Raw genomic sequence first — 23,505 nt, forward strand, 5'->3', positions numbered from 1 at the left:
TCCTTTATCAGAATTGGTAGCCGACACCGGCGTAGTAGCCCCAGCCATCCGAGCGGGCGCGGAAGTTGCCTTCGCCGAAGTTCAGCTCGCTGCCGTCCTCCCAGTTGCCGCCGTTGTGAAAGTAACGGCCAACCAGGGTAAAGCGCAGGTGGGTAAACGAATACAGCAGCACGTTGGTCGCCACCAACGAGTTGGCGGTGCGCGCCGGATTGTCCTTGTGCAGGTCCGAGCCGAAATCGTAGTTGGTGAAGCCGATGTAGGTCAGCGACGCACCGTTATCGAAACTGCTGATGGGCACGATGTACTTCATTTGTGCACGGTAGCCGTCCCACGAATATTCATTGCTCGCGCCATAGTTTTCCCATTGGTAGCGCCCATAGAAGTTGGCCGACAGGTTGACCCGCGAGTGCGTGTCGATGTCGGTGCCGAGACCGCTGTACAGGGTGTTGGCGCGGTTGGACTTATTGCTGCCATGGTCGTAGATCCAGTCAAACGCCACATACCATTCCTTGAACGGCCCGATGGCCAGGCTGCGACCAGCCAGGTAGTCGATGGAGATGCGCGGCTCGTGCTCCATGAATACCGGCGAGCCATGGTCCCACGCGCCTTTGTCATTACTGTTACCGATGCCGAGAATCTTCGGCACGTCGATATAGCCGTACAACTCGAACGGGCCCTTGCGACCGAAGTACTCGTACTCCAGATAGACGTCATCCTGCGGCTTGGGGCCGAAGCTGATGTCTTTGCTGCCGATCAGTGTCAGGTCCTGGTTGAACCATTCCGACAGATACACGCCTTTTTTCGCGGGGCTGGCGTCGGGGCTCTTGGTCTCAGGGCTGAGGGTTTCGCCCTGTGCTGAGTCATCAGCGGGTTTTTCCTGCGCCAAAATGGGGGCGCTGAGTACTCCCGTAACGGCAGCCAGTAGCAAGGAAACACCAAAGGAAGCAGGACGCCTTGAGGTGGGGTGCATTGAAAGTCCCTATTCGTACGCGGTTTGAACCCGATACCTCGGGTAACGGTGAACTTGGCAGCCAAGTTCGTTCCGCAAACGTTTGCACAGGCTGTACCAACTTTGCTCAATGGCTTGAATAAAATGAAAAAAAGCGCAATTAGTCGACCTTTTGATCAAAAATGACTGGGTGTCATTTTTGCAGGCCACTACGAGGATCCACTCACATGTTCGAGCGCTATTTGCAATCCTGGAACCTGAAGGTTGATGGCGACCCCGTCGTGACGCCCGGCAGTCACCTGTTGCCCGTGCGTTGGCAAGGCCGGCCGGCGATGTTGAAAATTGCTCACACCTCAGAAGAGCAGCTCGGTGGGCAGTTGATGAGCTGGTGGGCGGGCGAGGGTGCCGCCCAGGTGTATGCCCATGACGACGTGGCGTTGTTGATGGAGCGAGCCACCGGCCCGGGTTCCTTGATGCGCATGGCCCTCAATGGGCAGGATGATCAAGCCAGCCGGATTGCCTGCGCCACGGTTGCCCGGCTGCATGCGCCACGGCCATCGCCACCGCAAGGGTTACTGTCCCTGCAAACCTGGTTCCAGTCATTGTGGAAGGCCGCTGATGACAAAGGCGGTGTGTTGCGCGACTGCGCAGCGATGGCGCATGCACTGCTGGCGGCGCCACAGGACATCGTGGTGCTGCACGGTGATATCCATCACGACAATATTCTCGACTTCGGTGCTCGGGGTTGGCTGGCGATTGATCCAAAGCGTGTCATCGGCGAGCGTGGTTATGATTATGCCAACCTGATCTGCAACCCGGATTTGCCGACCTGCCACGATCCGGTGCGTTTTAATCGGCAGGTCGCGGTGATCGCCCAGGCTGCCAACCTCGCACGCCCACGCCTGCTGCAATGGGTATTGGCCCATGCAGGTCTGTCCGCAGCTTGGTTTCTTGAGGATGGAGAGCGCCAGCGTGCAGACGTTGACCTTGAAGTCGCTCGCCTGGCGCAACGGGCGTTGGCTCAATGGCCGATGGTGTAGGGCAATGGCTGATCGGCGATGCGGTTGAACAGATGCATCGCGGTTTCCCGCCGATACTCACTCGGGGTCTGGTTCATTTCGATCCGAAAGTGCCGGTTGAAGTTGGACAGGTTGGCGTAGCCCACTTCGAAACAAATATCCGCCACTGACATCTCGCTTTGCAGCAACAGCCGGCAGGCGCGCTGCACGCGGAACTTGCGCATCAGCTCGATAAAGCCGTGGCCGGTGTTGCGTTTGAAGAAGCGCGAGAAGCCCGGTTCGCTCATCTCCAGCTGGCGCGCGATGACCGACAGGCGCAAGTCGCCGGTCAGCTCGCGCATCAGGTAATCGAAAGCCTTATTGATGCGCTCGGCGCTGCGTGCGTCCAGGGTGGGGGCATAGCAGGGGCTGGCCAGCGCCTGCACGTGCGCTGGCGGAGCGTTTTTGAGGTTATCGAGCAGTTGCAGGAACAGGATCAAGCGTTGCAGGCCATGGGCGTTGCCGATGCTTTCCATCAGGCGTGCCGCCTGCACGGCGGTGTCACCGCTGAATTGCAGGCCGCGCCGGGCTTGTTCGAACAGCGGCTGCAGGTCGCCGAGTTCCGGCAGGGTCTTCCGCAGGGCGAGGAGGGCGGCGCCGTCGAACTGCAGCACCACGTCGCGGCCGGTCAGGTATTCGCCGGGGGCCAGGTCACCGATCCAGTCGTGGGGCAGGTCAGGGCCGATCAGCGCGACATGCCCGGCACTGAACGCGCCGATATAGTCGCCCGCCACCAACTTGCCGCTGCCTTGGCGGATCAGGTGGATTTCGAACTCGGGGTGGTGGTTCCAGCGTGCCAGGTCATACGGGTAGTCATGTTCGAACCAGCGGAAACAGTGGTCCGGCTCGGGCAGGATGACTTCCAGTTCGGCGGGGCGGTGCTCGAACAGCTCGGCGCGACTGACGGGCATGGTGATGCCTCTTTTAGTTGTTGAGTCGCCTCAAAATACGCGCACAGGCATTCAATACGCTACCCCGGTTTCGCCTGGCACTGATACTTTTTTGATCCTGGAGCCTGGGTTAAAAAAGTATCAGCTGTGCATTCGCCATTCGTTTGTGAGGGCTTGGCCAAGCTGCTGTAATCGACGCTCAACAACAAAAACAACAGGTGGAAACCGCCATGCTCCCGACCTGCAAAGCCAAGCTCCCGCAAGCGCTGTTCCTGCTGACCGGCCTGGCGCTGGCCATGCCCAGCTACGCCGCCGACACCGTCACGATCGCCACGGTGAACAACAGCGACATGATCCGCATGCAGCGCCTGTCCAAGGTGTTCGAGGAGCAGCACCCGGACATTAAGCTCAATTGGGTGGTGCTTGAAGAAAACGTATTGCGCCAGCGCCTCACCACCGATATTGCCACCCAGGGCGGGCAATTCGATGTGCTGACGATCGGCACCTACGAAACGCCGCTGTGGGGCGCCAAACACTGGCTGGAACCGCTGACCCAATTGCCGGCTGACTATGACGCTGACGATATCTTCCCTTCGGTGCGCCAGGGCCTGTCGGTCAACAACACCCTGTATGCCCTGCCGTTCTACGGCGAAAGCACGGTCACTTACTACCGCACCGATCTGTTCAAGCAAGCCGGCCTGAGTATGCCCGCGCACCCGACCTGGACCCAGCTCGGTGAGTTCGCTGCCAAGCTCACCGCAAAAGATAAAGGCCAATACGGCATGTGCTTGCGCGGCAAGGCCGGCTGGGGTGAGAACATCGCACTGCTCAGCACCATGGCCAACGCCTTTGGCGCGCGCTGGTTCGACGAACAGTGGACGCCCGAGCTGACCAGCCCGGAGTGGACGGCAGCCGCCAACTATTACGTCAATACCCTGAAAAACTATGGCCCGCCGGGCGTCTCCAGCAACGGTTTCAACGAAACCCTGGCGCTGTTCAACAGCGGCAAATGCGCGATCTGGGTGGATGCCAGCGTCGCCGGCTCTTTCACCACCGACAAGAGCCAGAGCAAGGTAGCTGATGACGTAGGCTTTGCCGCCGCCCCAACCGAAGTCACCGACAAGGGCTCCTCCTGGCTCTACGCCTGGTCCCTGGCAATTCCGGCCACGTCCAAGCATAAGGACGCCGCCAAAGCCTTTATCAGCTGGGCAACCTCCAAGGACTACATCCAATTGGTCGCCGATAAAGAGGGCATCACCAACGTACCGCCGGGCACCCGCCAGTCCACTTATAGCGAGGCGTATTTGAAGGCCGCACCGTTTGCCCAGGTGACGCTGGAAATGATGAAACACGCGGACCCCGCGCACCCTTCGGCCAAACCGGTGCCCTACGTGGGCATTCAGTACGTGACCATCCCTGAATTCCAGGCCATCGGCACCTCCGTCGGCAAGCTGTTCTCGGCGGCGCTCACCGGCGGCATGACGGTTGACCAGGCGCTGCTCGAAGCCCAGTCCACCACCGAGCGCGAAATGAAACGCGCCGGCTATCCCAAATAATTTTGAACGGACACGTACCCCATGAAACGACTGGAAGGTAAGAGCGCGCTGATCACTGGGTCGGCGCGCGGGATCGGCCGCGCTTTTGCCCAGGCTTATATCGCCGAAGGCGCAACGGTTGCCATCGCCGACATCAACCTGCAACGCGCCCAGGCCACGGCGGCCGAGTTGGGCCCACAGGCTTATGCGGTGGCGATGGACGTCACCGACCAAGCCTCCATCGACGGCGCGATTGCCGCTGTGGTCGCCCATGCCGGCAAGCTCGATATCCTGATCAACAACGCCGCGCTGTTCGACCTCGCGCCCATCGTCGACATCACCCGCGACAGCTATGACCGGCTGTTCTCGATCAACGTGGCCGGTACGCTGTTCACCTTGCAGGCGGCGGCGCGGCAAATGATCAGCCAGGGGCACGGCGGCAAGATCATCAACATGGCCAGCCAGGCCGGGCGGCGCGGTGAACCGTTGGTGGCCATCTATTGCGCGACCAAGGCCGCGGTGATCAGCCTTACGCAATCGGCGGGGCTGAACCTGATCAAGCAGGGCATCAACGTCAACGCCATTGCTCCCGGTGTGGTGGACGGTGAGCATTGGGACGGCGTGGACGCTTTGTTCGCCAAGCATGAAGGCCTGGCGCCCGGTGAGAAGAAGCAGCGGGTAGGGGCTGAGGTGCCGTTCGGGCGCATGGGCACGGCCGGGGATTTGACCGGAATGGCGATTTTTCTGGCGTCGAAAGAGGCCGACTATGTGGTTGCCCAAACCTACAACGTCGACGGTGGCAACTGGATGAATTAAAGCCGTACACCCATCAGAAAGGCGGGAGCGGGCTTGCTCGCGAAAGTGGTGTGTCAGTCGGCAATGCTATTGACTGATACACCGCATTCGCGAGCAAGCCCGCTTGTGTCTTGATCTGGTAATAAACGCTGGGGTGAGAGGGTTGTATTGCAAGCTGTGAGTGCGCAGTGCTAGAAACACGAGTGGGAGCAAAGCGTCTATCCACCTTTCCACTCCGGCGCATAAGCCCGAACCGTTGAATGCGCGCCACTCGCATCACAAACGTGGGCAAAGCCACAGTGCTCTGCTTCCTGAGTGTAAGAGGTTTTTGTCATGACCTCCTGGGTCGGCATCGATATTTCCAAGACAATCCTCGTTGTCTGGGTTAAGCCTCAGCAAGAAAATGAAAGTACCTGATGTGTACTTTTTACAGGTCACAGGAGAACTGCCATGACCCTCGCGAAAACTGCCACTGCTTCATTCGACGTGGATGCCCAGAAGAGCTTCACGCCACTGTGCCCCAGCGAGTTGCCTGTGGCCGGCGGCGACCAGATCGGTGCCGAACTCAACTACATGGCCAGTTTGGCTGGCCATCGAGTCGGCAGCAAAGATGCGCACACCCCGCATGCGCCTTGGGTGGTCACGCAGCACAGCGAGATGCTGCAACCCACCGGCCTGGCACACGCCGACGTCACCTGGGTCAGCCACTGCGTGCCAGGCACCGAGGGTTTTACGCTGCTGGACGGATTGCCCACGCCGTATGACTACGACTATTTCATCTGGAAAGGTGTCGAACCCGACCTGCACCCCTACGGCGCCTGCTACCACGACCTGCACGACAAGCTGTCCACCGGTGTCATTGAGTACTTGAAAGCCCAAGGTGTCAGCCGCGTGATCGTCGGCGGCCTGGCCCTGGACTACTGCGTCAAGACTACCGCGTTGCAACTGCTCAAGGCTGGCCTGAAAGTGATCCTGCACCTGCCAGCCTGCCGAGGTATCAGCGAGGAGGGCGGCGTGCAAGCCGTCAATGAGTTGCTCAAGGCGGGTGCGGCCGTCAGCAGCACCCGCGAAGAACTGGCCGCGATGGTCGCGCTTTAAGGAGAATCAACCCGTTACATGGGCGCGATTGGGACGCCGGCTTAGTGATGATCGTGTAGCGCCTGGGATTACTCATGCATTTCAGTAACAGCATGGTCGTACTGAGCCAACCGATATATCCGTGGCCAGCGCCTTAGCGAAAGACGTTTGTGCGCGCTACAATACCCGTGATGAGAACCTCCAAGGACGGGGTTCCAGAATCACAAAGGCGATCGTCGGCCGGACACACCTGTGACAGCGCCGAGGACAGTGCTGGAAATGCCAGTGAATCCAAAGAAATTCGGCTGTTGCGGCGTTCATGCATCAACCCCGTCGGCCTTATCATCTGTGCGCCGTTTGCTGGCTGCATTCCACGATTTAATAGAAGCAGCGGACGAGCAACGCTATGCAGCGAAAAGCTCGGTTAGGTTCATCTGCGATGTCGTCCAGTTACGCGCTTTCCCCATTGTGGGCTGCATTTGGTTGGAAGCGCTTATCGGCAGCAACGCGCCAACGGGGTAAACGTGCGGCCAACTCACCTTGACTGGCAATCTTCCGACAGGTTCAAAAGGGCCTGTCATGGCGCTTTATTGGTTCGGCTTTGCTGCGCCAGCAGCGTTCCGAGCAGTAGCGTACTTGCTCCCAGCAGCGAGCCCACTTCTTCCTCCACGTGAAGGGAAGGCCGCACGTCACGCATGTTTTGACGGGGAGTTCACTCTTCTTCAAAACGACTCCCCTGCGTCGAGCCTGGCGAGCAGTTTCTGGCCGCGTTCCCAGAGCGCTTGTCGTTTGGGGTCAGTCATCCGATCGAGGTTTTTGTAGACCATGCCCATGCGCTGATTGCTGCGCAGAAGGTCGCCATGACGCATTAGGAAATGCCAGTAAAGCGAATTGAACGGGCAGGCGTCCTCGGTCGTGCTTTCACTGACCTTATACGCGCAGTTGCGGCAGTAGTCAGACATACGCTTTATATATTGGCCACTGGCGCAGTACGGCTTGGAGCCCAGGTATCCGCCATCGGCGTGCATGACCATGCCCAATGTATTGGGCAGTTCGACCCAGTCGAATGCGTCCATGTAGATCGCCAGGTACCAGTCGCAAATCTGGCTCGGTGCGATGCCGGCCAGTAGCGCAAAGTTGCCGGTCACCATCAGCCGCTGGATATGGTGGGCATAGGCGTGTTTCAAGCTTTGGCCGATCGCCTGGCCCATGCAGTTCATTTGGGTGTCGCCCGTCCAATAGAACGCTGGAAGCGGCCTGCTGTTGCCAAACAGATTGCCGCTGGCGTAGTCGGGCATTTTCAGCCAGTAGACACCCCGTACATATTCACGCCAGCCAATGAGCTGGCGGATAAAACCTTCGGCGGCGTTCAATGGAATCCTGTGCGCCCAATACGCGGCCTCGACGTCGCTGCACAACTGACGCAGATTCAATAGGCCAATATTTAGCGCGGCGCTGATCCGCGCATGAAACAGGAACGGTTCATCAGTGGCCATGGCATCCTGGTAGTCGCCGAAGGCCGCCAGCCCCCAGTCGAGGAAGTAGTCCCACAACGCTTGGGCGTCGGCATGTGTAACCGGGTAGTCAAAGGTATCGAGGGCGCCATAGTGGCTGGTGAAGTTTTTTGCGACCAGCGCCAGTACCTCCTGGGTGATGGCATCTGCCGTAAAGCGCATGGGGGATGGGGCTCTCACCCCTTTGGGCAGCGCCTTGCGGTTTTCTGCATCAAAGTTCCAAGCGCCGCCGACCGGGCTGCCATCGCCGTTGAGCAGCAGGCCACTCTTGCGCCGCATCTCACGGTAGAAGAACTCCATGCGCAGCTGCTTTTTGCCTTCGGCCCAGTACGAGAATTCAGCGCGTGTGCAGAGAAAGCGTGTATCGGCATGCCATTGGATGGCTAAACCGCATGCCTTGAGGGACTGCTCCAGACGCCAGTCACCGCATTCTGTCAGATGCAACTCATCCGGGTTCAGTCGCGACTGCCAACGCTGCAACTCTCCCGCTACCGATCCAGTATTGTGCGGATCATCGAGGGTGACGTATTGCACGCGGATGCCGCGTTGTTGCAGCGCCTGGGCAAAATGGCGCATCGCGCTGAAGATCAGTGCGATTTTTTGCGGGTGATGGGGCACATGGCTGGCTTCCTCCATCACTTCGACCAGCAATACCGTATCGTGCTCGGCATACAATGCCTTCAATGAGGCCAAATCAAAAGACAACTGATCGCCCAAGACCAGGCACAGTCGGTGAGTCTTATTCATACGACAGGATCCAACGGAGGGTGACTTACCATGACGCAGTCAGCGAGAAAGGAATACGCAACGACTCGATGGGCCCGTGCAAGTACTTGATTTCGCGCGCACACAGAGGGCATTCACCGTCAACGTACAGCGCCAGCGGCCAATTCATTTTATTGTACATCGGCTATGTCTTTGTATAAGTTTTACACAAGATATGCCGAAAGAAACAGACTGACAATGTGCACTGTCTGTTTGCTGTGTTACGGACGGTGATGCCCATTTTCGCGAACGGATCGCCTGTGCCCTCGGTATCAAGGTGGGTGGCGGCAAGCGATGCGAAGGCGTTCACGTCATCGGCAAAGCGGGCGCGATGGCGTTATCGAGGACTACTACGGGCTGATCCGGCCTTGGTTCGTCGAGCCTTGGCCAACCTGCTCGCCAACGCACTGCGTTAGGGGGCTCCCGCTACGACCGTGACTATTTGCAGTGTGGTGTGGGAGAACAGGACTGAAGTCACTGTGCACAACCAAGGCTTGCCGATTTCAGCGCCAGGCAAGCGGGATGACCCTGCGTAGGGCTGCACTGATGCAGAGATTAACGCGTACCCAGGGCACACCGGTGAGGGCGATTGTCGAGAGGGCCATAGCAATACAGCGCACACGTGCGCGCTGCCCATTGCTCCGGTTTAATCAGCGCTCGATCGAGCGACTCCACCGTGCATTCCACTCCGGCCGTGCCTGATTTACCTGGTCCCAATCAATCGAAATCGCCGTTTGCAAGTAACTCTGCATCGCTTCGACTCGTGCACGGGTCTTGTCGGTTGTTGGCGTGGTCGGGTTCGACGGAATCTGGTCGCCTTCCTCCAGCGCCGGCGCCTGGGCTTCAGCCGTCAGCAGGAAGGCCGCGAGCTTCTGCGCCAGTTCCGGCTGGTCATTGCGTGCGATCACGCATTCGGCCACGTTGAGCACCACGGCGCCTTCTTTCGGTTGCGCATACGCCATGGGGATACCCAGCAGTTGCTGGGTGGTGACCTGCGTCGGGGTCAGAGGGAAGATCGCCGCCTCGTCGGTTTGCACCATCTCGGAGATCTTCGCGGAGCTTGCGATGTATTCCAGCACGTTGGGGCCGATAGTCTTCGGCCAGGCCTTGAAACCCGGCTCCACGTTGGTCTCAGAGCCACCCTGAATGCGGTTGAACATCAGAAAACCGTGCAGGCCGAAGGTGGAGGAGGCCAGGGACTGGAACACCACTTTGTCCCTGAAGCGCGGGTCGGCCAGGTCCATCCACGAGGTGGGTGCGGCCCAGCCTTTTTCCTTGAACATCTTGGCGTTGTAGCCCAGGCCGGTGACGCCCAGGGTCACGGCCACGGCCTCTTGCTTGATTTTCGCCTTGACCGGGTTTTGCTCCAGGGTCGGGCTCGGCGCCAGCTTGTCGCACAGGCCCATGGCGATGGCGCGGTACATGATGCCGTCGTCGAGGAACATCACATGCATTTGCGGGTTGTCTTTGTTGGCCTGGACTTTGGCGAGGATGTCCGACGAGGTGCCGGGCACGATCACCACCTTGACGTTATTGGCCTTCTCGAAGGCGGGCAGCACCTTGTCGGCGTACACCCGTTCCATGGTGCCGCCGTTCATGCCCAGGTACAGCGTCGGCGCAGCATGGGCGATGGAGGCGAGCAACGCGAGGGGCAAGCAGGACAGCGCGATACGTGTGTTCATGGATGTTTTTCCTCTCAGGCTTGGAATCGACGAATGGAAAACGCTTCGATGGGTTGCCGGCTGGCCCCGGCGCAGACGATCTCTGCCAGGGCTTCACCGACGGCGGGGCCGAGCTGGAACCCGGCGCCGGCAAAGCCGAAACCGTGGAGCAGGCCAGGTTGGGTGCTGCTTGGGCCGATCACCGGTTCATGATCGGGGAGGTAACCTTCGGTGCCACTCCAGGTGCGAATCGCCTGGGCACCCTTGAGGAACGGGTACAACTCGCCGGCATTGCGCAAAATCTCCAGCACCGCCGCTTGCCCTGGGCGCGTCGTTTGCGGGCCAAGGGCAAAGCCGCGGCCGCCGCCGAGGATGCAGTTGCCCCGGGCGACCTGGCGCGCGTATATCCCGCCGCCTTCAACGCCGGTGCTGACGTTCATCACCATCGGCAGCGGTTCGGTGACCAGCATCGCCGGGTGCGCCGAGGTGATCGGCACCGGCTCGCCAAACTGCTCGGCGACGTGGCCGGCCCAGGCGCCGGCACAGTTGAGCAGCCAGGGTGCTTGCAGGTGCAGGCCGTTGGCGCAGTGCACGTGGAAGCGTTGGCCGTCATGTTCGAGGCGAATCACGTCGGCCTGCTCGTGTACCGAGGCGCCGAGGCGCTGCGCTGCACGGGCGAAGGCGGGCGAGACCAGGCGCGGATTGGCATGGCCGTCTTCAGGGCACAGTGACGCGCCCACCGCCACATCGCCCACCCAGGGAAAGCGCGCGCGCAATTGCGTGTAATCCAGCAACTGCAGGCCCAAGCCAAAGCCCCGGGTGTGCTCGGCATACGCCTGCAACGCGGCAAAATCCCCATGGCTGCGGGCCAATTTCAAATGCCCGCAGCGAACATATTCGCCATCTATGCCGATCAACCCCGGCAAGTCGGCCCACAACTGGTGGGCGCGTTGCGACAACGGCAACTGATGCAACGGCCGACCCTGGCGCCGCACGCCACCATAGTTGACGCCGCTGGAATGAGAGCCACAGAAATCTCGCTCGACCAAGGCCACACGCTGGCCTTTGTGCGCCAGCATCAGCGCCGCCGACGCCCCGACAATCCCGCCGCCCAATACGATGACGTCGATCATGGTTGCACCTGCACGCCAAACGGCAGCGGCTTGATCGGTGCCTGGCCACGTAAGCGGCCTACGGCTTCAATTCCTCGACCACTGCGCTCGGCCACAATCTCGGCGGCCGCCAGCCCGCACATGCGGCCCTGGCAACGGCCCATGCCGACACGGCAATGGGCCTTGACGCGGTTGAGTTCCCAATGGCCTTCATCCACCACTGCCCGCACCTCGCCGACGCTGACTTCCTCGCATCGGCACAGGATCAGCGCATCCGGCGCCTGCGTGGCCCACTGTTGAGGAAAGGGGAAGGCGGTTTCCAGTCCATGGCGAAAGCGCTGGATGCCTGCCAGTTGCTGCTCCAGTTCGGCAGCGCGGCGTTGATCGATGGTGATGCCGGAATCTTCCAACAGGGCCAATGCCGCGCGCTCACCGGCCATTTGCGCCGCGTCGGCGCCCATGATGCCGGCCCCATCGCCCGCCAGGTACACGCCGTTCACGCTGCTGCGCCCGGCGCTGTCGCGTTGCGGCAACCAGGCTCGGTTCAAGCTGTTCCAGGCAAAGTCACAGCCGAGCAGATCCGCCAGTTGTGTCTCGCTGCGCAAGGCATGGGCGAAAGCCACGGCATCGCAGTCCAATCGGCGCTCACCCCAGCGAATGCCCGTGACCCGCAGTTCGCCGTCAATCTGCGTGAGCGTTGCGCCCTGATGCACGGGAACTCCATGGGCCGTCAGCCAGGCGCGATAATACAAACCTTTGGCCAGGGTCACCGGTTGCCCGAGCAACGCCGGTAATGCGCGGCACTGCGCACTGAAGGGCGCGCTGTCGAGCACCGCGACCACCTTGGCGCCGGCCTTGGCGTATTGGTAAGCCACCAGGTACAGCAACGGCCCGCTGCCACACAATGCGACCCGCTCACCGATGGCACAGCCTTGATATTTCAAGGCGATTTGCGCCGCGCCCAGGCTGTAGACGCCTGGCAACGTCCAGCCGGGCACCGGCAGGATGCGGTCCGTGGCGCCGGTCGCGACGATGATCCGGGCATACTCGATGCTCTGCGCGCGGTCGTTATTCAGCATGTCCAGCCGACCGTCCTCGGCGTTCCACACCAGGGTTTGCGGCCGGTAGTCGATCAGCGGCGCCAGCTCATCCAGGGTGCGGTGCACGGCCTCGGCCTTGCGCGCCTCAAACCCATAAAGCTGCTTGGGCGTGCGCTGGAAGTTCGCCGGTTGGCGCCGATAAATCTGCCCGCCACCGCGCAGGCCTTCATCCACCAGGCAAGGCTTGAGGCCATGGTCGAGCAGGGTACGCGCCGCGCTGATGCCTGCCGGGCCTGCGCCCACAATCACGATCGGCTTCATGCTTGGCGCCCCGGGTCGCGGCTGATCACCTGGCCTTCTTCCAACAGCGTCGAGCAGGCCCGCACGCGGCGCCCGTCTTCCAGGCGCACCCAGCAATCCTGGCAGGCGCCCATCAGGCAAAAACCGGCGCGGCGCTCGGCACTGAAATCGCTGCCGCGCAGGTGATCGGCGCACGTCAGCATGGCGGTCAGCAGGGTGTCGCCCAGCAAGCCCTTGGCCGGTTGCCCGTCGAGGGTGAAGGCCAGGGCAGGGCGCGCGGTTTCGGCCAATCGTTTGAACAACGCCATCAATGTTTCCCCACCAGCACGCGGTCCAGGCCATAGACCCGGTCGAGCAGAATCATGGTCGCTGCGGTCAGCGCAATCACCAGCGCCGAGACCGCCGCCATCATGGGGTCGATGGACTCCGTGGCGTACACGTACATGCGCACCGGCAAGGTTTGCGTGGCCGGCGAGCTGACGAAGATCGACAGGGTCACTTCATCGAAACTGTTGATAAACGCCAGCAACCAGCCGCCGGCTACACCGGGCAAAATCATCGGCAGGGTAATCTGGCGAAACAGCGTAAAACGGCTGGCCCCCAGCGACTCTGCCGCCTGCTCGGCACTGCGATCAATGCCGATTGCCGCGGCCAGCACCAGGCGCAGCACATACGGCGTGATGATCACCACGTGGGCGAGCATCAGCCAGGTGAAGCTGCCGTTGACGCCCATCAGTGCGAACAACCGCAGCATCGCCACCCCCAGCACCAGGTGCGGGATGATGATCGGCGACAGGAACAGCGCACTGAAAAAGTTGCGCCCCGGGAATTGATAACGGCTGATCGCCAAAGCCGCCGGCACTGCGATCAGCGTGGCCAGGGTCGCGGCGGTAAACGCCAGGACCAGGCTGTTATAGAACGCCTGGATGAAGTCGGCACGCTCGAACACCGCGCGAAACCAGCGCAGGGAGAAGCCTGATGTGGGCAGGCTCAAGGTGTTTTCCGGGGTGAAGGCCACCAGGCACACCACCACCAGCGGCGCCATCATGAACAGCACCACCAGGCCATGAAAACCGAGGGCCAAAGGACCGTTTCTGGACATGTGCTTAAACCCCCAGGGACTTTTTGTAGCGGCTTTCGACCATGCGGTTCCAGCTCAGCATGATCAGCAGGTTGACCAACAGCAGCACCACCGCGATGGTCGCGCCCATGGGCCAGTTGAGTTCCGAGAGGTACTGGTCGTATACCACCGTAGCGACCATTTTCAGGCGGCGCCCGCCAAGCAGGCCGGGGATCGCAAACGAACTGGCGGCCAGGCCGAACACGATCAAGGTGCCGGAGAGCACGCCGGGCATGACCTGCGGCAACACGATTTTGCGCATTACCGTGGCCTGGCTCGCGCCCAGCGACAGGGCGGCTTGCTCAGCCGACGGGTCGAGCTTTTGCAGCGAGGTCCACACCGGAATGATCATGAACGGCAGCATCACGTGCACCAGCGCGATGATCACGGCGAACGGCGTATACAGCAGTTTTACCGGGCGCCCGCCGAGCGCCTGGATCACCTGATTCACCAGCCCGTCGGCACCGAGCAGCAGGCTCCAGCCGAAGGCGCGCACCACCACTGAAATCAACAGCGGTGTGAGGATCAGGATCAGGAAGATCGAGCGCCACGGGGTGCCCATGCGGCTGAGGATGTAGGCCTCGGGCACGCCGATGACCACGCACAACAAGGTCACCAACGCACTGATCCAGAAGGTGCGCCAGAAGATCTCGTAAAAGTATGAATCGCTGAACAGCGACAGGTAATGCGCGAAGGTCCACTCATCAGCCTTCACGCCGACCTGGTAGTCGAACACGTTGAACGACAGCACCAACGTCATCAGCAGCGGCAGAATCAACAGCCCGGTAAACAGCGCCAGGGCCGGAAACGACAACACATAACCCCGACTCATGCGCGCACCTCATCCGCCGCCAGCACGCGCAGCAGGCCGGCGTGCCAGTCCAGGCCCACCGCCGCGCCGCAGCCGAGCGGCGCACTGCCGTCGTTGCTGCGTACCACGGTGATTTCGCCGAGGGTGGTGTGGATGCGGTACAGCCATTGGCTGCCGAAGAAGTAACTGTCGAGGACTTTGCCTTGCACGCGCCCGGTGCCGGCCTCCACCAGGGTGATTTTTTCCGGGCGCAGGCTCAGGGTCAGTTCACCATCGCCGCTGGCGTGGCGCACCTGTGGGGCGCCGAGTTCGTCATAGTCACCCGGCAGCAGGTTGGCTTTGCCGACAAAATCCGAGATGAAGCGTGTGCGCGGGTGCTCATACAGCTTGTACGGCGCGTCGATCTGGGTCACGCGCCCGGCCTGCATCACCACCACGCGGTCGCTGATGGACAGCGCTTCGGCCTGGTCGTGGGTGACCATCAAGGTGGTGATGCCCACGGCGCACTGGATGCGGCGAATTTCAAACTGCATTTCTTCGCGCAAGTTGGCGTCAAGGTTGGACAGCGGTTCGTCCAGCAGCAACACCGGCGGCTCGATCACCAAAGCACGGGCCAGTGCCACACGCTGGCGCTGGCCGCCGGACAGTTCACGCGGGTAGCGCTCGGCGTGTGGTGCCAGGCGCACCAGGTCGAGCACGGTTTTGACTTTACTGGCGATTTCGGCGGCCGGCACTTTGCGCATCTTCAGGCCGAAGGCGACGTTGTCGCGCACGGTCATATGCGGGAACAGCGCGTAGCTTTGGAACACCACGCCCAGACCCCGGGTGGCGGGTTTGGCGTGGGTGATGTCACGCCCGTCGAGCAGAATCTGCCCGCCGCTCACGTCGACGAAGCCGGCGATCATTTGCAGGGTGGTGGTCTTGCCGCATCCCGAAGGGCCGAGCAGGGAAACGAACTCGCCTTTTTCCACCGCAAGGTCGGTGGCGACCACCGCGTCGACGGCGCCGTAGCGTTTGCTCAAGGCGTTGAGTTGGAGAAATGCCATGTCTGCGTTCCACCTTTTTTGAGTCGCGTCGAAACGCGCTTTTTTGTTTTGGGCAGATGCGAAAAGAGTGTTGCGGGTGCGTTGGCGCTCGATCTCGAGTCGGCTGCCATTTGTTGTTCATTTCGCCCCTGTGGACGCAGATTAGGACGAAGACTAGGATGGGCGGAAGATAGGATTTCACTGAATGGACTATTATTTTCAGTTTTATTCATTCACTAGAATTTATGCCAGGGTTGAGTGTTATGGATTCCACTGAGCGGAATGAAGCGAGTAAAGAAGTCGGCGCGGGCGGGGTGTCTCGTCTGTTCGCGCTGCTGCGTACTCTGGGCGAGGTGCCGGAAGGCGGCGAACGCGTCACCCAGCTCGCGCAGCAGGTCGGCCTGTCGCAACCCACCACCCACCGCCTGCTGCGCAGCCTGATCGACGAAGGCATGGTCGAGCAGGACGCGCGCAGCAAACGCTATCGCTTGAGCCTGGAGTTCTTCGCGCTGGCAGCGAACGCGGGCAAGACCGGCAACCTGCGCGACCTGGTGCGGCCGAGCATGTTGCGCCTGAGTGCTTACCTGGGCGATTCGCTGTTCCTGCTGGCGCGTAGCGGCTTTGATGCGATCTGCCTGGACCGCAGCGAGGGGCCGTACCCGATCCGCACGTTTACCGGCGATATCGGTGGGCGCGTGGCGTTGGGCGTGGGGCAGGGCAGTTTGGCGATTCTGGCGTTCTTGCCGGAGGAAGAGCGTGAGACGGTGATTCGCTACAACCTGCCACGGCTCAAGGATTTTCACCTGTATGACGAAGTGCTGTTGCGCTCGGAGGTCGAGAACGTGTGGCGCCTGGGCTATGCAGCGCGCAATACCGGCGTGTTGGAAGGCATGGCGGGGGTGGCGGTGCCGATCCTCAATCGGGACGGGCATGCGGTGGCGGCACTGAGTGTGGCGACCATCAGTGATCGGTTGGGGCCGAGCCGGTTGCCGATGGTGGTGGAGTTGCTCAAACGCGAAGCGGCGGCGATCGGGCCGAGGATCAACCCGTTTGATCCGACGTTGCGCAGGCCGTCGCAGACCTTTGGTGGGTAACGTATCTGCGCCACGATGAAGAACCCGTGTGGGAGCGGGCTTGCTCGCGAATGCGATAGATCAGTTATGGATAGGTCAACTGACACACCGCTTTCGCGAGCAAGCCCGCTCCCACATTTTTCAGATTGCGGCCAATGCTACTGACGTGGCGGCCGTGCGAGTCTCCACCCCCAATTTCACATACACATGCTCCAGGTGCTTGTTCACCGTCCTGGGGCTCAACCCCAAAATATCGCCGATATCCCGATTGGTCTTGCCGCACGCCACCCAGCGCAGCACTTCCACCTCGCGCTCGGTCAGTTGGAACCTGGCCGACAACAGCCGCTGCGCCGGTGCGTCTTCCAGGGTCAACACACTCGGCTGCGTGGCCGCCCGTGCCGAGAGCAAAATGCGTGACGTGCGCAAATGCGCTGCCACCCGTGCCAATACCTCATCGGTCTGGATCGGCTTGGTCACATAGTCGCTGCCGCCCACTTCAAAGCCCTGCACCACATGCTTGCTGTCGGTCAGCCCGGTCATGAACACCACCGGGATGTCTGCGCTGGCGGGCTGCGCCTTGAGCCGGCGGCAGGTTTCGAAGCCATCCAGGCCGGGCATCATCGCGTCCAGCAGGATCAGGTCCGGGCGCCGTCGTTGCACGCGGTTCAGCGCGCTGAGGCCGTCGAGGGCGACCAGCACCATGTAGCCGGCGTCGTCGAGGGCATCGGAGAGCATGGCGAGGTTGTCCGGGGTGTCGTCGACGATCAGCACCACGCCGGGTTCAGTGCTGCGGGTGAGTGCATTCATCTTCGGCCTCCTTGAGGGTTCGGTTGAGTTCATCCAGGCGGAAACCCTTGAGCAAACCGCGGACTTTGCCGATGAAAGGTTCAGTGTCCGGGCGGTGTTCAAGGATCATGTCGAGTTTGTCGTGCAGGCCACGCACATAGCCGATGGCACTGAGTTCGGCGAGCGCGGCGAGGTCTTCAGGGCTGGGCAGCACACTGGGCGGCGGCGGTGCCTTGGAGGTCTTGGTGCGGCGCAGCCACTGCAAACCCAGATGCTGTTGCAGGCGCCCAAGCAGCTCCGGGGTGCGCACCGGCTTGGCCAGGTAGTCATTGCAGGCGGCGGCGATGCTGCGTTCGCGATCGTCGGTAAAGGCGTTGGCCGAGATCACGATGATCGGCGCGCTGGACAGCGCATTGCGGCGGATCAAGCGGCTGGTTTCCAGGCCATCAAGGGTCGGCATCGACAGGTCCATCAGGATCAAATCCGGCGCCAGCAACGCCACCTGGCGGATCGCGTCCTGGCCGTTACTGGCCTGGATCACTTCAAAACCCAAGGGTGTGAGCATGCCGCTAAGCACCTTGCGATGGTCAACGTGGTCGTCTACTACCAGGATGCGTCGGCGTTCACCTTGATAGCCGATGATGTCGTGCTCCACATGCACCACCGCTTGCGGCGCGCGCACCTGGGAGAGGAACAGCCGCACCTGGAAGCACGTGCCCTTGTCCAGTTCGCTGGTGACCCGCAGTTCGCCGCCCATCAACGAGGTGAGCATGCGCGTGATGGTCAGGCCCAGGCCCACGCCTTTGTCCTGGCGCATCAAATCGCCGCGTTCGAACGGCTGGAAAATCCGCTCGATCTGCTCCGGATCAATACCGATGCCGGTGTCGATGATTTCAAAATTGGCGGTCTCGCGCATGTAGCTGACCCGCAGGCACACCTCGCCGCTGTCGGTGAAATTCACCGCGTTGCCCAGCAGGTTGATCAGGATCTGGCGCACGCGTTTTTCATCACCGCGCACCACTGCCGGGATCTTGCCCACGCAGTCGAGGCGAAAGCGCAGGCCCTGGTCCTGCGCCTGCGGGGTGAACATCTGTTCCAGGTCGTGGATCAATTCCGGGAAGGGGATTTCAGTGAGTTCCAGGCGCAGCTTGCCGGCCTCGATCTTGGCCACGTCGAGCAGGCCGTCGATCAGCGACAGCAAATGCGAGCCGCTGCGCAGGATGGTCGCCAGGGCGTCCTGATGTTGTTCAGGCATGGCGTTGTCGCGCTGCAGGATTTGGGTGAAGCCGAGGATGCTGTTGAGCGGCGTGCGCAGTTCGTGGGACAGCCCGGTGACGTAGCGGCTCTTGGCGGCATTCGCGGCTTCCGAGGCTTCCTTGGCCTGTTGCAGGGCTTGGTCGGTGAGGCTGTGGGCGTCGATTTCCTGCATCAGGAGCAGGGTCTGGCGGTCGGATTCTTCCTGGGCGACACGCCGGCTTTCGCGCGTCAGCACCACCCACCAGGCGAGCACGGCGGCCAGCACCGAGAGCGTGAGAAACGCCTTGAAGAACGCCTGATACAGGGTCTCTGAATGGGGCAGCCCTTGGGCAGCCTGAACGTAGATCAGTGCCAGGGCCCCCGCGAGCAGCAGCACCAGGACCAATAACAACCCCAAGTAGTGGGCCAGCCGGGTGTGCAGGCGTGGCATCAAGGCGTTCGGCAGCAACCAGCGCAATGCACTTTCAAACTGGGTAACCAGCCGGGCGTGGGGTTTGCAGCGATCACCGCAACGCGCGTCCAGCGAGCAGCACAGTGAGCAGATGGGCGTGCTGTAGGCCGGGCAGAACGCCATGTCGGCGGTTTCAAACGGGTTGCTGCACAGGCCGCAGACCGCGTGGGTGGCGGGGGCGACCGGGTGAATCAGCTGTACATCACTGGTGCGGGCGATGTAGTACTTGCCCCGGGTCAGCCAGGCCAAGAGCGGCGCCATGATCAGCGCCGTGCCCAGCGCAACGAAGGGCGGCGCGGCGTGGGCCAGTGCGCCGAACAGGCCGAAGTGGGCGAGGATCGACAGCAATGAAGCGATCAGCATTGAGCCGACGCCCACCGGGTTGATGTCGTAAAGGTGCGCGCGCTTGAACTCGATGTGTTTGGGCGACAGGCCCAGGGGCTTGTTGATGACCAGGTCGGCCACCAGCGTGCCGATCCAGGCAATCGCGATGTTGGCATAGAGCCCCAGCACCTGGTCGATGACATCGAACACGCCAAGCTCCATCAGCATCAGCGCAATCGCCACGTTGAACACCAGCCATACCACGCGCCCGGGGTGGCTGTGGGTTACGCGGGCGAAGAAGTTCGACCAGGCCAGGGAACCGGCGTAGGCGTTGGTCAGGTTGATCTTCATCTGGGAAATGAACACGAACAGCACCATCGCGCCGAGTGCCCATTCCGGCGAGCTGAACACGTAGCGGAACGCGACGAGGTACATCTGCGTCGGCTCAGCGGCGCGCTCCATGGGGATTTCATGTTGCAGGGCAAGGAAGGCCAGGAACGCACCGGCGAACATTTTCAACGCCCCGGGGATAATCCAGCCGGGGCCGGCACAGAGCAGGGCGGCCCACCAACGCTTGCGGTTGGCGGCGGTTTTTTCCGGTAGAAAGCGCAGGTAGTCCACCTGTTCGCCAATCTGCGTCACCAGCGACAGCGCCACCGTGCAGGCGGCGCAGAACGCCAACAGGTTGAACCCGCCGCCGTCGCCACTGCGCCCGAGGAAACTGGTCCAGTCGCTGAAGGCATCGGGGTTTTTCCACCACACGAAGCCGTAGGGCAGCACCAGCAACAGCAGCCAGACCGGTTGTGTCCACAGTTGCAGGCGGCTGATCAGGGTTACGCCGTAGGCCACCAGCGGAATCACCAGCAGCGAGCAAATGACATAGGCGATGGCCAACGGGATATGAAAATACAGCTCCAGTGCCAGGGCCATGATCGCCGCTTCCAGGGCGAAGAACAGGAAGGTGAAGCTGGCGTAGATCAGCGAGGTGATGGTTGAGCCGATGTAACCGAAGCCGGCGCCGCGGGTCAGCAGGTCCATGTCCACGCCGTAACGTGCGGCGTAATAGCTGATGGGCAGGCCGGTGAGGAAGATCACCAGGCTGATCGCGAGGATCGCCCAGAAGGTGTTGGTGAAGCCGTAACTCAAGGCCAGTACACCGCCGATGGCTTCCAGCGCCAGGAACGACACGGCGCCCAGGGCGGTGTTGGCGATGCGCAGCTCCGACCATTTGCGAAAGGATTTTGGGGTGTAGCGCAGGGCGTAGTCTTCCATGGTCTCGTCGGCGACCCAGGTGTTGTAGTCGCGGCGGATCTTGACGATGCGCTGAGTGCCAGAGGTGGGGTGCACGGTGGGTGGCTCCGCAGAGTGGGCGAGTTTAAATGAGCAAGTTCCATGCCCCGATTCAAAATGTGGGCGCTGGCTTGCCTGCGATAGCGGTGGGTCAACCTCTGCAGATGCCGCCTGATATAACGCCATTGCAGGCAAGCCAGCTCCCACATTGATCGAGGCTGTTTGGGCGGGCGGGATCCTGCTCGAAAATGGTGCGCAGCGGCATACGTCAAATGACGTACACCGTTACGTCAGGCTGCGTATACCCGCGCTGGCCGGGTGCCGCCATGCTGGACCCCTCATTGCAGAGGAGTCGCCCCATGGCACCACGATTGATCCGCTCCACACCGCTGTTGGCCCTGTCATTGCTGGCGGCCGCTCTGTTCAGCCAGGGCGTACTGGCCGATAACGAAGGCCTGGCCGTGACCCCTACCGAAGTGACCGTCGGCCAGTTGCACTCAGCCACCGGCACCATGGCGATTTCCGAAACCGGCTCGATTCAGGCCGAGCGCCTGGCCATCGAGCAGATCAATGCCTCAGGCGGGATTCTGGGACGGCAGATCAAGGTAATCCAGGAAGACGGCGCCTCTGACTGGCCGACCTTCGCAGAAAAGGCCAAGAAGCTGCTGGTCAACGACAAGGTCGCCGCCGTGTTCGGCTGCTGGACCTCGGCCTCGCGCAAAGCCGTGCTGCCGATCTTCGAGAAAGAAAACGGCTTGCTCTACTACCCGACCTTCTATGAAGGCCTGGAACAGTCGAAAAACGTGATCTACACCGGTCAGGAAGCTACCCAGCAAATCCTTGCCAGCCTCGATTGGATCGCCAAGACCAAAGGTGCCAAGACGTTCTACCTGGTCGGCTCGGACTACATCTGGCCGCGCACCTCGATGAAAATCGCGCGCAAGCACATTGAAAACGTACTGCACGGCACCGTGGTCGGCGAAGACTATTACCCGCTGGGCAACACCCAGTTCGGCTCGCTGATCAACAAGGTCAAGCTGAAGAAACCGGACGTGGTGTTCGCGGCCGTGGTCGGTGGCTCCAACGTGGCGTTCTACAAACAACTGAATGCGGCGGGTGTGAACGCGTCCAAGCAAACCTTGCTGACCCTGTCGGTGACCGAGGATGAATTGCTCGGCATTGGCGGCGAAAACATGGCTGGTTTCTACGCCTCGATGAAGTACTTCCAAAGCCTGGACAACCCGAACAACAAAGCCTTCGTCGAAGCCTTCAAGGCCAAGTACGGCAAGGATGCGGTGATCGGCGACGTGACCCAGGCGGCCTACCTCGGCCCATGGCTGTGGAAAGCGGCGGTGGAGAAGGCCGGCAGTTTCGACGTGGATAAAGTCGTGGCCGCTTCGCCGGGCATCGAGCTGAAAACCGCGCCGGAAGGCTACGTGAAGATCCACGAGAACCATCACCTGTGGAGCAAGTCGCGTATCGGTGAAGTGCAGCCCAACGGCCAGTTCAAGGTGATCTACGAGTCGGATCTGATTGAGCCGAACCCGTTTCCTAAAGGCTACCAATAACTCCGGGGCTGGCACTGATCCAACTGTGGGAACTGGCTTTGTGTGGGCGCTGGCTTGCCTGCGACGCAGGCGACTCGGTCTTGCAGCCAGACCGAGGTGATGCCATCGCAGGCAAGCCAGCTCCCACATAAATCAACAGCAGATTGCATTTCAACCTCCCGCTCAGGAGACCATCATCATGGAATGGCTATCGGAATTTGGGGCCATCGCGGCAATGCAGGGGTTCAACGGCTTGTCCGTGTTCTGCGTGCTGTTGCTGATGGCATTGGGGCTGGCGATCATCTTTGGCCAGATGGGCGTGATCAACATGGCCCACGGTGAGTTCCTGACCATCGGCGCCTACACCACCTACGTGTGCTCCAGCCTTACGGCGCACTTTGCGCCGAGCTTCCAACCCTATTACTTCTTCTTTGCCATCGCCCTGTCATTCCTTGTCGCCGGCGCCGTCGGCTGGCTGGTGGAGTGGGCGATGATCAGCCGCTTGTACAAGCGGCCGCTGGACACGTTGCTCGCCACGTGGGGCTTGTCGCTGGTGATGCAGCAAACCTTCCGTTCGGTGTTTGGCGCCCGTGAAGTCAGCGCCGAGCCACCGGCCTGGCTGATGGGCTCGGTGAACTTCACCGATGCCATCGAAATCCCGCGCAACGGTTTGTTCATGATGGGCCTGACCTTGCTGCTGACCGCCGCGATCTTCCTCATGCTGTACCGCTCGCGCTGGGGCTTGCAGGTGCGCGCCACGGTACAGAACCGCCTGATGAGCCGCGCCGTGGGCATCAATACGCGCAAGGTCGACCGCATGACCTTTGCCCTCGGCTGCGGCGTCGCCGGTGTGGCGGGCGCGGCCTTCACCACCATCGGTTCCACCGGGCCTACGGCGGGCTCGCAGTACATCGTCGACACCTTCCTGGTGGTGGTGTTCGGCGGCGCGCAAAGCCTGTTCGGCACCATCGCCTCGGCGTTCGTGATCGCCCAGACCCAATCGCTGTCGGAGTTTTTCCTCAGTGGCTCGATGGCCAAGGTGCTGACCTTGTCGTCGGTGATCCTGATCCTGATGCTGCGCCCGCAAGGGTTGTTCTCCATCAAAGTGCGCAAGTAGAGGCGAGC

General features: G+C 61.3%; 20 protein-coding genes. 7 read left to right on the forward strand and 13 right to left on the reverse strand.

All coding sequences use genetic code 11. The features are described 5' to 3' along the window. Positions 1–7: 7 nt before the first annotated feature. The gene (locus ACLBW8_RS16520) at positions 8–970 is read right to left on the reverse strand and encodes a nucleoside-specific channel-forming protein Tsx (protein WP_064452773.1); all 963 of its coding nucleotides are present in this window, start codon (positions 968–970) and stop codon (positions 8–10) included. A gap of 206 nt (positions 971–1,176) precedes the next feature. Between ACLBW8_RS16520 and ACLBW8_RS16525 the strand changes: the two genes are divergently transcribed. Next, on the forward strand, positions 1,177–1,989 hold the full coding sequence (locus ACLBW8_RS16525; RefSeq protein WP_262665037.1) for an aminoglycoside phosphotransferase family protein: 813 nt from the start codon (positions 1,177–1,179) through the stop codon (positions 1,987–1,989). Here ACLBW8_RS16525 and ACLBW8_RS16530 read toward each other — a convergent pair. Further along, positions 1,971–2,918: an AraC family transcriptional regulator gene (locus ACLBW8_RS16530; protein WP_447805852.1), complete on the reverse strand. Its 948-nt coding sequence runs from the start codon at positions 2,916–2,918 to the stop codon at positions 1,971–1,973. The two genes, ACLBW8_RS16525 and ACLBW8_RS16530, sit on opposite strands and share 19 nt — an antisense overlap. Before the next feature lie 275 nt (positions 2,919–3,193). Between ACLBW8_RS16530 and ACLBW8_RS16535 the strand changes: the two genes are divergently transcribed. The 3 genes from ACLBW8_RS16535 (at position 3,194) to ACLBW8_RS16545 (ending at position 6,325) form a co-directional block, all read left to right on the forward strand. Continuing rightward, the gene (locus ACLBW8_RS16535) at positions 3,194–4,453 is read left to right on the forward strand and encodes an ABC transporter substrate-binding protein (RefSeq protein ID WP_407016816.1); all 1,260 of its coding nucleotides are present in this window, start codon (positions 3,194–3,196) and stop codon (positions 4,451–4,453) included. Positions 4,454–4,474: 21 nt separating this feature from the next. Continuing rightward, the gene (locus ACLBW8_RS16540; protein ID WP_262665032.1) at positions 4,475–5,248 is read left to right on the forward strand and encodes an L-iditol 2-dehydrogenase; all 774 of its coding nucleotides are present in this window, start codon (positions 4,475–4,477) and stop codon (positions 5,246–5,248) included. 429 nt (positions 5,249–5,677) lie between these two features. Continuing rightward, positions 5,678–6,325, forward strand: coding sequence for a nicotinamidase (locus ACLBW8_RS16545; protein ID WP_447805853.1), 648 nt, complete (start codon positions 5,678–5,680; stop codon positions 6,323–6,325). A gap of 543 nt (positions 6,326–6,868) precedes the next feature. Here the strand turns inward: ACLBW8_RS16545 and ACLBW8_RS16550 are convergent. The 9 genes from ACLBW8_RS16550 to ACLBW8_RS16590 form a co-directional block, all read right to left on the reverse strand. Continuing rightward, a complete protein-coding gene (locus tag ACLBW8_RS16550) occupies positions 6,869–7,030 on the reverse strand; it encodes a DUF2256 domain-containing protein (protein ID WP_447805854.1) in 162 nt (53 codons plus the stop codon). Beyond that, positions 7,027–8,565 carry a cryptochrome/photolyase family protein gene (locus ACLBW8_RS16555; RefSeq protein ID WP_447805855.1) on the reverse strand — a complete coding sequence of 513 codons (1,539 nt, stop codon included), beginning with the start codon at positions 8,563–8,565 and terminating at the stop codon, positions 7,027–7,029. The genes ACLBW8_RS16550 and ACLBW8_RS16555 overlap by 4 nt, the downstream gene beginning before the upstream one ends. A 668-nt stretch (positions 8,566–9,233) precedes the next feature. Further along, positions 9,234–10,265 (reverse strand): ABC transporter substrate-binding protein, encoded by a 1,032-nt coding sequence (locus ACLBW8_RS16560; protein ID WP_447805856.1) that lies wholly within the window; start codon positions 10,263–10,265, stop codon positions 9,234–9,236. Between the two features lie 14 nt (positions 10,266–10,279). Further along, positions 10,280–11,377, reverse strand: a complete 1,098-nt coding sequence (locus ACLBW8_RS16565; protein ID WP_447805857.1) for an NAD(P)/FAD-dependent oxidoreductase — start codon at positions 11,375–11,377, stop codon at positions 10,280–10,282. Then, positions 11,374–12,717, reverse strand: a complete 1,344-nt coding sequence (locus ACLBW8_RS16570) for an FAD-dependent oxidoreductase (protein WP_447805858.1) — start codon at positions 12,715–12,717, stop codon at positions 11,374–11,376. The genes ACLBW8_RS16565 and ACLBW8_RS16570 overlap by 4 nt, the downstream gene beginning before the upstream one ends. Next, entirely contained in the window at positions 12,714–13,004 is a 291-nt protein-coding gene (locus ACLBW8_RS16575) for a (2Fe-2S)-binding protein (RefSeq protein ID WP_064452763.1), read from the reverse strand. Before ACLBW8_RS16575 ends, ACLBW8_RS16570 begins: the two co-directional genes overlap by 4 nt. Beyond that, a complete protein-coding gene (locus ACLBW8_RS16580) occupies positions 13,004–13,798 on the reverse strand; it encodes an ABC transporter permease (RefSeq protein WP_447805859.1) in 795 nt (264 codons plus the stop codon). Before ACLBW8_RS16580 ends, ACLBW8_RS16575 begins: the two co-directional genes overlap by 1 nt. 4 nt (positions 13,799–13,802) lie before the next feature. After that, a complete protein-coding gene (locus ACLBW8_RS16585) occupies positions 13,803–14,648 on the reverse strand; it encodes an ABC transporter permease (protein WP_447805860.1) in 846 nt (281 codons plus the stop codon). After that, complete coding sequence (locus ACLBW8_RS16590) at positions 14,645–15,673, reverse strand: ABC transporter ATP-binding protein (RefSeq protein WP_064452761.1); 1,029 nt, start codon at positions 15,671–15,673, stop codon at positions 14,645–14,647. Before ACLBW8_RS16590 ends, ACLBW8_RS16585 begins: the two co-directional genes overlap by 4 nt. A gap of 242 nt (positions 15,674–15,915) precedes the next feature. On the opposite strand from ACLBW8_RS16590, the gene ACLBW8_RS16595 reads away from it, so the two are divergent. After that, the gene (locus tag ACLBW8_RS16595) at positions 15,916–16,746 is read left to right on the forward strand and encodes an IclR family transcriptional regulator (protein ID WP_447805861.1); all 831 of its coding nucleotides are present in this window, start codon (positions 15,916–15,918) and stop codon (positions 16,744–16,746) included. A 120-nt stretch (positions 16,747–16,866) separates the two neighbouring features. Here ACLBW8_RS16595 and ACLBW8_RS16600 read toward each other — a convergent pair whose 3' ends face one another. Together ACLBW8_RS16600 and ACLBW8_RS16605 are read right to left on the reverse strand one after the other, a co-directional pair. After that, positions 16,867–17,532, reverse strand: a complete 666-nt coding sequence (locus tag ACLBW8_RS16600; protein ID WP_053256610.1) for a response regulator — start codon at positions 17,530–17,532, stop codon at positions 16,867–16,869. Beyond that, complete coding sequence (locus ACLBW8_RS16605) at positions 17,507–20,890, reverse strand: ATP-binding protein (RefSeq protein ID WP_447805862.1); 3,384 nt, start codon at positions 20,888–20,890, stop codon at positions 17,507–17,509. The genes ACLBW8_RS16600 and ACLBW8_RS16605 overlap by 26 nt, the downstream gene beginning before the upstream one ends. 302 nt (positions 20,891–21,192) lie before the next feature. On the opposite strand from ACLBW8_RS16605, the gene urtA reads away from it, so the two are divergent. Both urtA and urtB read left to right on the forward strand, forming a co-directional pair. Next, on the forward strand, positions 21,193–22,401 hold the full coding sequence (gene urtA / locus ACLBW8_RS16610; protein WP_064452758.1) for an urea ABC transporter substrate-binding protein: 1,209 nt from the start codon (positions 21,193–21,195) through the stop codon (positions 22,399–22,401). Positions 22,402–22,579: 178 nt separating this feature from the next. Then, the gene (gene urtB / locus ACLBW8_RS16615; RefSeq protein ID WP_053256607.1) at positions 22,580–23,497 is read left to right on the forward strand and encodes an urea ABC transporter permease subunit UrtB; all 918 of its coding nucleotides are present in this window, start codon (positions 22,580–22,582) and stop codon (positions 23,495–23,497) included. Positions 23,498–23,505: the final 8 nt, after the last annotated feature.

Source organism: Pseudomonas sp. M5A4_2d (assembly GCF_053345295.1).

What these genes read in the sequence shown, in the direction of transcription:
- ACLBW8_RS16520 (WP_064452773.1), bottom strand. Translation starts at nt 970, where the DNA reads ATGCACCCCACCTCAAGGCGTCCTGCTTCCTTTGGTGTTTCCTTGCTA.
- ACLBW8_RS16525 (WP_262665037.1), top strand. Translation starts at nt 1,177, where the DNA reads ATGTTCGAGCGCTATTTGCAATCCTGGAACCTGAAGGTTGATGGCGAC.
- ACLBW8_RS16530 (WP_447805852.1), bottom strand. Translation starts at nt 2,918, where the DNA reads ATGCCCGTCAGTCGCGCCGAGCTGTTCGAGCACCGCCCCGCCGAACTG.
- ACLBW8_RS16535 (WP_407016816.1), top strand. Translation starts at nt 3,194, where the DNA reads ATGCCCAGCTACGCCGCCGACACCGTCACGATCGCCACGGTGAACAAC.
- ACLBW8_RS16540 (WP_262665032.1), top strand. Translation starts at nt 4,475, where the DNA reads ATGAAACGACTGGAAGGTAAGAGCGCGCTGATCACTGGGTCGGCGCGC.
- ACLBW8_RS16545 (WP_447805853.1), top strand. Translation starts at nt 5,678, where the DNA reads ATGACCCTCGCGAAAACTGCCACTGCTTCATTCGACGTGGATGCCCAG.
- ACLBW8_RS16555 (WP_447805855.1), bottom strand. Translation starts at nt 8,565, where the DNA reads ATGAATAAGACTCACCGACTGTGCCTGGTCTTGGGCGATCAGTTGTCT.
- ACLBW8_RS16560 (WP_447805856.1), bottom strand. Translation starts at nt 10,265, where the DNA reads ATGAACACACGTATCGCGCTGTCCTGCTTGCCCCTCGCGTTGCTCGCC.
- ACLBW8_RS16565 (WP_447805857.1), bottom strand. Translation starts at nt 11,377, where the DNA reads ATGATCGACGTCATCGTATTGGGCGGCGGGATTGTCGGGGCGTCGGCG.
- ACLBW8_RS16570 (WP_447805858.1), bottom strand. Translation starts at nt 12,717, where the DNA reads ATGAAGCCGATCGTGATTGTGGGCGCAGGCCCGGCAGGCATCAGCGCG.
- ACLBW8_RS16575 (WP_064452763.1), bottom strand. Translation starts at nt 13,004, where the DNA reads ATGGCGTTGTTCAAACGATTGGCCGAAACCGCGCGCCCTGCCCTGGCC.
- ACLBW8_RS16580 (WP_447805859.1), bottom strand. Translation starts at nt 13,798, where the DNA reads ATGTCCAGAAACGGTCCTTTGGCCCTCGGTTTTCATGGCCTGGTGGTG.
- ACLBW8_RS16585 (WP_447805860.1), bottom strand. Translation starts at nt 14,648, where the DNA reads ATGAGTCGGGGTTATGTGTTGTCGTTTCCGGCCCTGGCGCTGTTTACC.
- ACLBW8_RS16590 (WP_064452761.1), bottom strand. Translation starts at nt 15,673, where the DNA reads ATGGCATTTCTCCAACTCAACGCCTTGAGCAAACGCTACGGCGCCGTC.
- ACLBW8_RS16595 (WP_447805861.1), top strand. Translation starts at nt 15,916, where the DNA reads ATGGATTCCACTGAGCGGAATGAAGCGAGTAAAGAAGTCGGCGCGGGC.
- ACLBW8_RS16600 (WP_053256610.1), bottom strand. Translation starts at nt 17,532, where the DNA reads ATGAATGCACTCACCCGCAGCACTGAACCCGGCGTGGTGCTGATCGTC.
- urtA (WP_064452758.1), top strand. Translation starts at nt 21,193, where the DNA reads ATGGCACCACGATTGATCCGCTCCACACCGCTGTTGGCCCTGTCATTG.
- urtB (WP_053256607.1), top strand. Translation starts at nt 22,580, where the DNA reads ATGGAATGGCTATCGGAATTTGGGGCCATCGCGGCAATGCAGGGGTTC.